The 6,605-nt window shown below is 57.0% G+C and carries 3 rRNA genes; all 3 read right to left on the bottom strand.

Annotated elements, in window-relative coordinates:
• The 3 genes from rrf to ACHMXB_RS21175 all read right to left on the bottom strand — a co-directional run bounded on the left by rrf (position 1) and on the right by ACHMXB_RS21175 (position 5,499).
• A 5S ribosomal RNA gene (gene rrf, locus ACHMXB_RS21185) occupies positions 1–116 on the bottom strand.
• A gap of 204 nt (positions 117–320) precedes the next feature.
• A 23S ribosomal RNA gene (locus ACHMXB_RS21180) occupies positions 321–3,449 on the bottom strand.
• 525 nt (positions 3,450–3,974) lie between these two features.
• Positions 3,975–5,499 (bottom strand): 16S ribosomal RNA (locus ACHMXB_RS21175).
• Together the 16S, 23S and 5S rRNA genes form the textbook arrangement of a ribosomal RNA operon.
• Positions 5,500–6,605 lie beyond the last annotated feature (1,106 nt).

The following is a 6,605-nucleotide window of genomic DNA, read 5'->3' as shown; positions in this document are numbered from 1 at the left end:
GTCCGGCGGTGACCTACTCTCCCACACCCTCCCGGGTGCAGTACCATCGGCGCTGTGGGTCTTAGCTTCCGGGTTCGGAATGGGACCGGCGTTTCCCCCACGCTATGACCGCCGTAACCCTGTGTCCCGTCCGCCCGGGGTGTGCCCGGGGAGGGGAAAACTGTGGTGTTACAACTGTGGTGTTGTATTTAGTTGTGTTGGTTCCTGAACCTGTCAAACCCGGGTTTGTTGGTTGGAACGACATAGTGACGCAAGCAGTCTTGTTTTCTCTTTACCGCCCCCTGGGTGCAAACGCTTTTGAATCCGTTTGCGGGGTGGTGTGTGGTGTAAGTTATCGGCCTATTAGTACCGGTCAGCTTCACGAGTCGTTAGTCCTCGCTTCCACATCGGCTTATCAACCCAGTGGTCTGGCTGGGGGCCTCTCACACACAAGGTGTATGGAAATCTCATCTCGAGCGAGCTTCCCGCTTAGACGCTTTCAGCGGTTATCCCATCCGAACGTAGCTAATCAGCGGTGCACTTGGCAGTACAACTGACACACCAGAGGTTCGTCCGTTCCGGTCCTCTCGTACTAAGGACAGCCCTTCTCAAATTTCCTGCGCGCGCAGCGGATAGGGACCGAACTGTCTCACGACGTTCTAAACCCAGCTCGCGTACCGCTTTAAATGGGCGAACAGCCCAACCCTTGGGACCTACTCCAGCCCCAGGATGCGACGAGCCGACATCGAGGTGCCAAACGATGCCGTCGATATGGACTCTTGGGCAAGATCAGCCTGTTATCCCCGAGGTACCTTTTATCCGTTGAGCGACGGCCATTCCACAATGTACCGCCGGATCACTAGTCCCGACTTTCGTCCCTGCTCGAGATGTCTCTCTCACAGTCAAGCTCCCTTGTGCACTTACACTCGACACCTGATTGCCAACCAGGCTGAGGGAACCTTTGGGCGCCTCCGTTACTTTTTAAGGAGGCAACCGCCCCAGTTAAACTACCCATCAGGCACTGTCCCTGACCCGGATTACGGGCCGAAGTTAGATGTCCAAAGTGACCAGAGTGGTATTTCAACGATGACTCCACCCGAACTGGCGTCCGGGCTTCAACGTCTCCCACCTATCCTACACAAGCCACTCCGAACACCAATACCAAACTATAGTAAAGGTCTCGGGGTCTTTCCGTCCTGCTGCGCGTAACGAGCATCTTTACTCGTACTGCAATTTCGCCGAGTTTATGGTTGAGACAGCGGGGAAGTCGTTACTCCATTCGTGCAGGTCGGAACTTACCCGACAAGGAATTTCGCTACCTTAGGATGGTTATAGTTACCACCGCCGTTTACTGGGGCTTAAATTCTCAGCTTCGCCTTGCGGCTAACCGGTCCTCTTAACCTTCCAGCACCGGGCAGGAGTCAGTCCGTATACATCGTCTTGCGACTTCGCACGGACCTGTGTTTTTAGTAAACAGTCGCTTCCCCCTGGTCTCTGCGGCCCCGATCCCCCTCCCACCAGCAAGTGGTGTTCAAGGTCGGGGGGCCCCCCCTCCCCGAAGTTACGGGGGCATTTTGCCGAGTTCCTTAACCATAATTCTCTCGATCGCCTTAGTATTCTCTACCTGATCACCTGTGTCGGTTTGGGGTACGGGCGGCTAAAACCTCGCGCCGATGCTTTTCTAGGCAGCATAGGATCACCGAATCCCCCCTTTACGGGAGTCCCGTCAGATCTCAGGCACATGAACAGCGGATTTGCCTACCGTTCGCCCTACATCCTTGGACCGGGACAACCATCGCCCGGCTCGGCTACCTTCCTGCGTCACACCTGTTAATACGCTTGCCTCCCAGGATCAGGTCCCGCGCTCCACCAAAACCCTTCACCCACAAGGGGTGTCGGGCAGGTCTCGGGCGGTTAGTATCCCCTGTTCAACATGGGCGGTTTTTCGCCGGTACGGGAATATCAACCCGTTGTCCATCGACTACGCCTGTCGGCCTCGCCTTAGGTCCCGACTTACCCAGGGCAGATTAGCTTGACCCTGGAACCCTTGATCATCCGGCGGACGGGTTTCTCACCCGTCTTTCGCTACTCATGCCTGCATTCTCACTCGTGTAGGCTCCACCGCTGGTTTACACCGCGACTTCACCGCCCACACGACGCTCCCCTACCCATCCACACTCCTGAACCACGAAGGCTTGGAAAACATGTGAATGCCACAACTTCGGCGGTGTACTTGAGCCCCGCTACATTGTCGGCGCGGAATCACTTGACCAGTGAGCTATTACGCACTCTTTTAAGGATGGCTGCTTCTAAGCCAACCTCCTGGTTGTCTTCGCAACTCCACATCCTTTCCCACTTAGCACACGCTTAGGGGCCTTAGTTGGTGGTCTGGGCTGTTTCCCTCTCGACTATGAAGCTTATCCCCCACAGTCTCACTGCTGCGCTCTCACTTACCGGCATTCGGAGTTTGGCTGACGTCAGTAACCTTGTAGGCCCATTAGCCATCCAGTAGCTCTACCTCCGGTAAGAAACACGCAACGCTGCACCTAAATGCATTTCGGGGAGAACCAGCTATCACGAAGTTTGATTGGCCTTTCACCCCTACCCACAGCTCATCCCCTCCATTTTCAACTGAAGTGGGTTCGGTCCTCCACGACGTCTTACCGTCGCTTCAACCTGGCCATGGGTAGATCACTTCGCTTCGGGTCTAGATCACGCCACTGCAACGCCCTGTTCAGACTCGCTTTCGCTACGGCTTCCCCACACGGGTTAACCTCGCGACGTAACACTAACTCGCAGGCTCATTCTTCAAAAGGCACGCCGTCACAACTACAAGGCTGCTCCGACGGATTGTAAGCACACGGTTTCAGGTACTGTTTCACTCCCCTCCCGGGGTACTTTTCACCTTTCCCCTCACGGTACTGGTCCGCTATCGGTCATTAGGGAGTATTTAGGCTTATCAGGTGGTCCTGACAGATTCACACGGGATTTCTCGGGCCCCGTGCTACTTGGGATACTCATCAAAGGCGGTGCACAGCATTACGGTTACGGGGCTCACACCCTCTACGGCCGGCCTTTCAAGACCGTTCACCTATACCAGCACTCACACCTCCCCGGTCCGGCAGAACCAGGACAACAAGTCCCACAACCCCGCCCATGCAACGCCCGCCGGCTATCACACATGGGTCGGTTTAGCCTGATCCGCGTTCGCTCGCCACTACTAACGGAATCACTGTTGTTTTCTCTTCCTGCGGGTACTGAGATGTTTCACTTCCCCGCGTTCCCTCCACGCACCCTATGTGTTCAGATGCGGGTCACCAGATCACTCGCGCGTCTGGCGGGGTTTCCCCATTCGGACACCCTGGGATCACAGTCCGGTTATCGACTCCCCCAGGCTTATCGCAGATTCCTACGTCCTTCTTCGGCTCCTAATGCCAAGGCATCCACCGTGTGCTCTTAAAACTTGACCACAAAAGATCAAGGAGTAATTTTCGAGAGAACCACAGAAACCAACCACACCCAACAACCACACCCCGAAGAGTGCCATCATCACGCGCAGCCAGATCCAGGTTCATATTCTTGGAAATTGCTTCTTATAAAAGATGCTCGCGTCCACTATGTAGTTCTCAAACAACAACCCCGTACCACACACCCCACACACCCCCCAAAAGAGGCAACCGTGCGATCGGTGCAGCCAGGAAACCAGAAACAAACATCCCGGGAAAGAACCAAACCCTCCCCGGTCCTGTTGCCTCAGGACCCAACAGTGTGCCAAACACTACCCAACAACCACGAACCACCCGCGTTCCAGGACCAGCCCCCCAAAGAGGAACCACTCCGTACTAACCAACGGCCCGTGCCACCAGGCACCTATTTGCTGATATTCCACCCATGAGCACCCGCCGCAGAACGATCGCCTGCGCAACGGGCCTTTACTCCTGACAAACCACACACCCCGCATACACGGAAAGCGTGGGCCTGTAGGTGCTCCTTAGAAAGGAGGTGATCCAGCCGCACCTTCCGGTACGGCTACCTTGTTACGACTTAGTCCCAATCGCCAGTCCCACCTTCGACGGCTCCCTCCCACAAGGGGTTAGGCCACCGGCTTCGGGTGTTACCAACTTTCGTGACTTGACGGGCGGTGTGTACAAGGCCCGGGAACGTATTCACCGCAGCGTTGCTGATCTGCGATTACTAGCGACTCCGACTTCATGGGGTCGAGTTGCAGACCCCAATCCGAACTGAGACCGGCTTTTTCGGGATTAGCTCCACCTCACAGTATCGCAACCCTTTGTACCGGCCATTGTAGCATGCGTGAAGCCCAAGACATAAGGGGCATGATGATTTGACGTCGTCCCCACCTTCCTCCGAGTTGACCCGGCAGTCTCCCATGAGTCCCCACCACTACGTGCTGGCAACATGGAACGAGGGTTGCGCTCGTTGCGGGACTTAACCCAACATCTCACGACACGAGCTGACGACAACCATGCACCACCTGTGAACCGGCCCCAAAGGAGAAACCACATTTCTGCGGCGATCCGGTCCATGTCAAGCCTTGGTAAGGTTCTTCGCGTTGCATCGAATTAATCCGCATGCTCCGCCGCTTGTGCGGGCCCCCGTCAATTCCTTTGAGTTTTAGCCTTGCGGCCGTACTCCCCAGGCGGGGCACTTAATGCGTTAGCTACGGCGCGGAAAACGTGGAATGTCCCCCACACCTAGTGCCCAACGTTTACGGCATGGACTACCAGGGTATCTAATCCTGTTCGCTCCCCATGCTTTCGCTCCTCAGCGTCAGTTAATGCCCAGAGACCTGCCTTCGCCATCGGTGTTCCTCCTGATATCTGCGCATTTCACCGCTACACCAGGAATTCCAGTCTCCCCTACATCACTCTAGTCTGCCCGTACCCACCGCAGATCCGGAGTTGAGCCCCGGACTTTCACGGCAGACGCGACAAACCGCCTACGAGCTCTTTACGCCCAATAATTCCGGATAACGCTTGCGCCCTACGTATTACCGCGGCTGCTGGCACGTAGTTAGCCGGCGCTTCTTCTGCAGGTACCGTCACTTTCGCTTCTTCCCTACTGAAAGAGGTTTACAACCCGAAGGCCGTCATCCCTCACGCGGCGTCGCTGCATCAGGCTTTCGCCCATTGTGCAATATTCCCCACTGCTGCCTCCCGTAGGAGTCTGGGCCGTGTCTCAGTCCCAGTGTGGCCGGTCACCCTCTCAGGCCGGCTACCCGTCGTCGCCTTGGTGAGCCATTACCTCACCAACAAGCTGATAGGCCGCGAGTCCATCCAAAACCGCAAAAGCTTTCCACCCCCCACCATGCGATGAGGAGTCATATCCGGTATTAGACCCAGTTTCCCAGGCTTATCCCAGAGTCAAGGGCAGGTTACTCACGTGTTACTCACCCGTTCGCCACTAATCCCCGGTGCAAGCACCGGATCATCGTTCGACTTGCATGTGTTAAGCACGCCGCCAGCGTTCATCCTGAGCCAGGATCAAACTCTCCGTTGAAAACAAACAGACACAACCGGAAACCACGGAAATAACGCGGAAACCAGCTGCACAAAATTTGAAACCAGCCAAAAACACCAGACCACACCACGGAGGCGGATAGGCCCGGCAAATTCAACCAATTTAATAAAAAATCGGTATCAACAAACTTGGCACACTATTGAGTTCTCAAACAACAGACACACCCGGCACCACCCAAACCAACGTTCAGGATCGCTCCGGAGCAACTTTTCAAACTTACCAGGTTTCACTCCCCGACGCAAATCCATGTTTCAGGATTCTCATCGGCAGGAAAACCAGCCCCACCACACCCAAGCAACCTAAAAAGTCACCAGATCACGGTCTTGATTTCGGGGATTTGGCCGCCCGCGGTGACCAGCTCTTCGCTGTCTCCCTCGCGGCGACTTGGAATACATTACACCCACCCCACCCCCAAAGCAACCCGGCGAAAAGAGGCACGGACCCGCCCCCGAAACCCTTGAACTGCCGCGGGTTTTGGGCACCGCAAGGCGGGCAACGAAGCCAACCAGGGACCGGATCAGTTTTATGGACCGCGTCACAGTCGGGCATGCCCGCCCGCGCGGGCAGCTGTGGCCCCCGCGCACCGGGAGTCCTCCCGGCTCAACCGCACTTCCAGGCTGCGGGCGCCGCCGGCCGGCAGCTTCCCTCCTAACCACAGCCTCCACAAACCACGGCCGCGAAAGAACGTGCGCGACGTTGCTGTGGTGAAGTTCCTCACCCAAGTTCCTCCGGTCATCGGCACCTCCGGTCAACACCCGGGACAGCCCCGGCACCGGGACCCCGCCCTCCCCCGGGCAAGCCTCTGGACGTGAGGGACGAAGGACCTCCCCGGACGGGTTCCCGGTGCCGCCGGCACGACTGCCGCACCACGGCCGGTCTGCCGGCGCCCTGGCCGGTAGCCGCCTGCCGGTAGCCGCCGGCCCCGGCCGGCACAGCCGACAGGGGGGGCGGCTTTTAAATCACTCAGGCCCCGACCTGGATGTCGGGGCCTGAGACCGGTGTGACTGGTGGATTAGATGCGGGCGGGTTAAATGCGGAGAGCCCCAACCAGTGAACTGGTTGGGGCTCTCGACCGTTTTAATGGT

Source organism: Arthrobacter sp. UC242_113 (genome assembly GCF_044054585.1).
GTDB lineage: Bacteria > Actinomycetota > Actinomycetes > Actinomycetales > Micrococcaceae > Arthrobacter.
The sequence above is the reverse complement of the archived record's forward strand: the minus strand, read 5'-3'. Positions and strand labels throughout refer to the sequence as shown.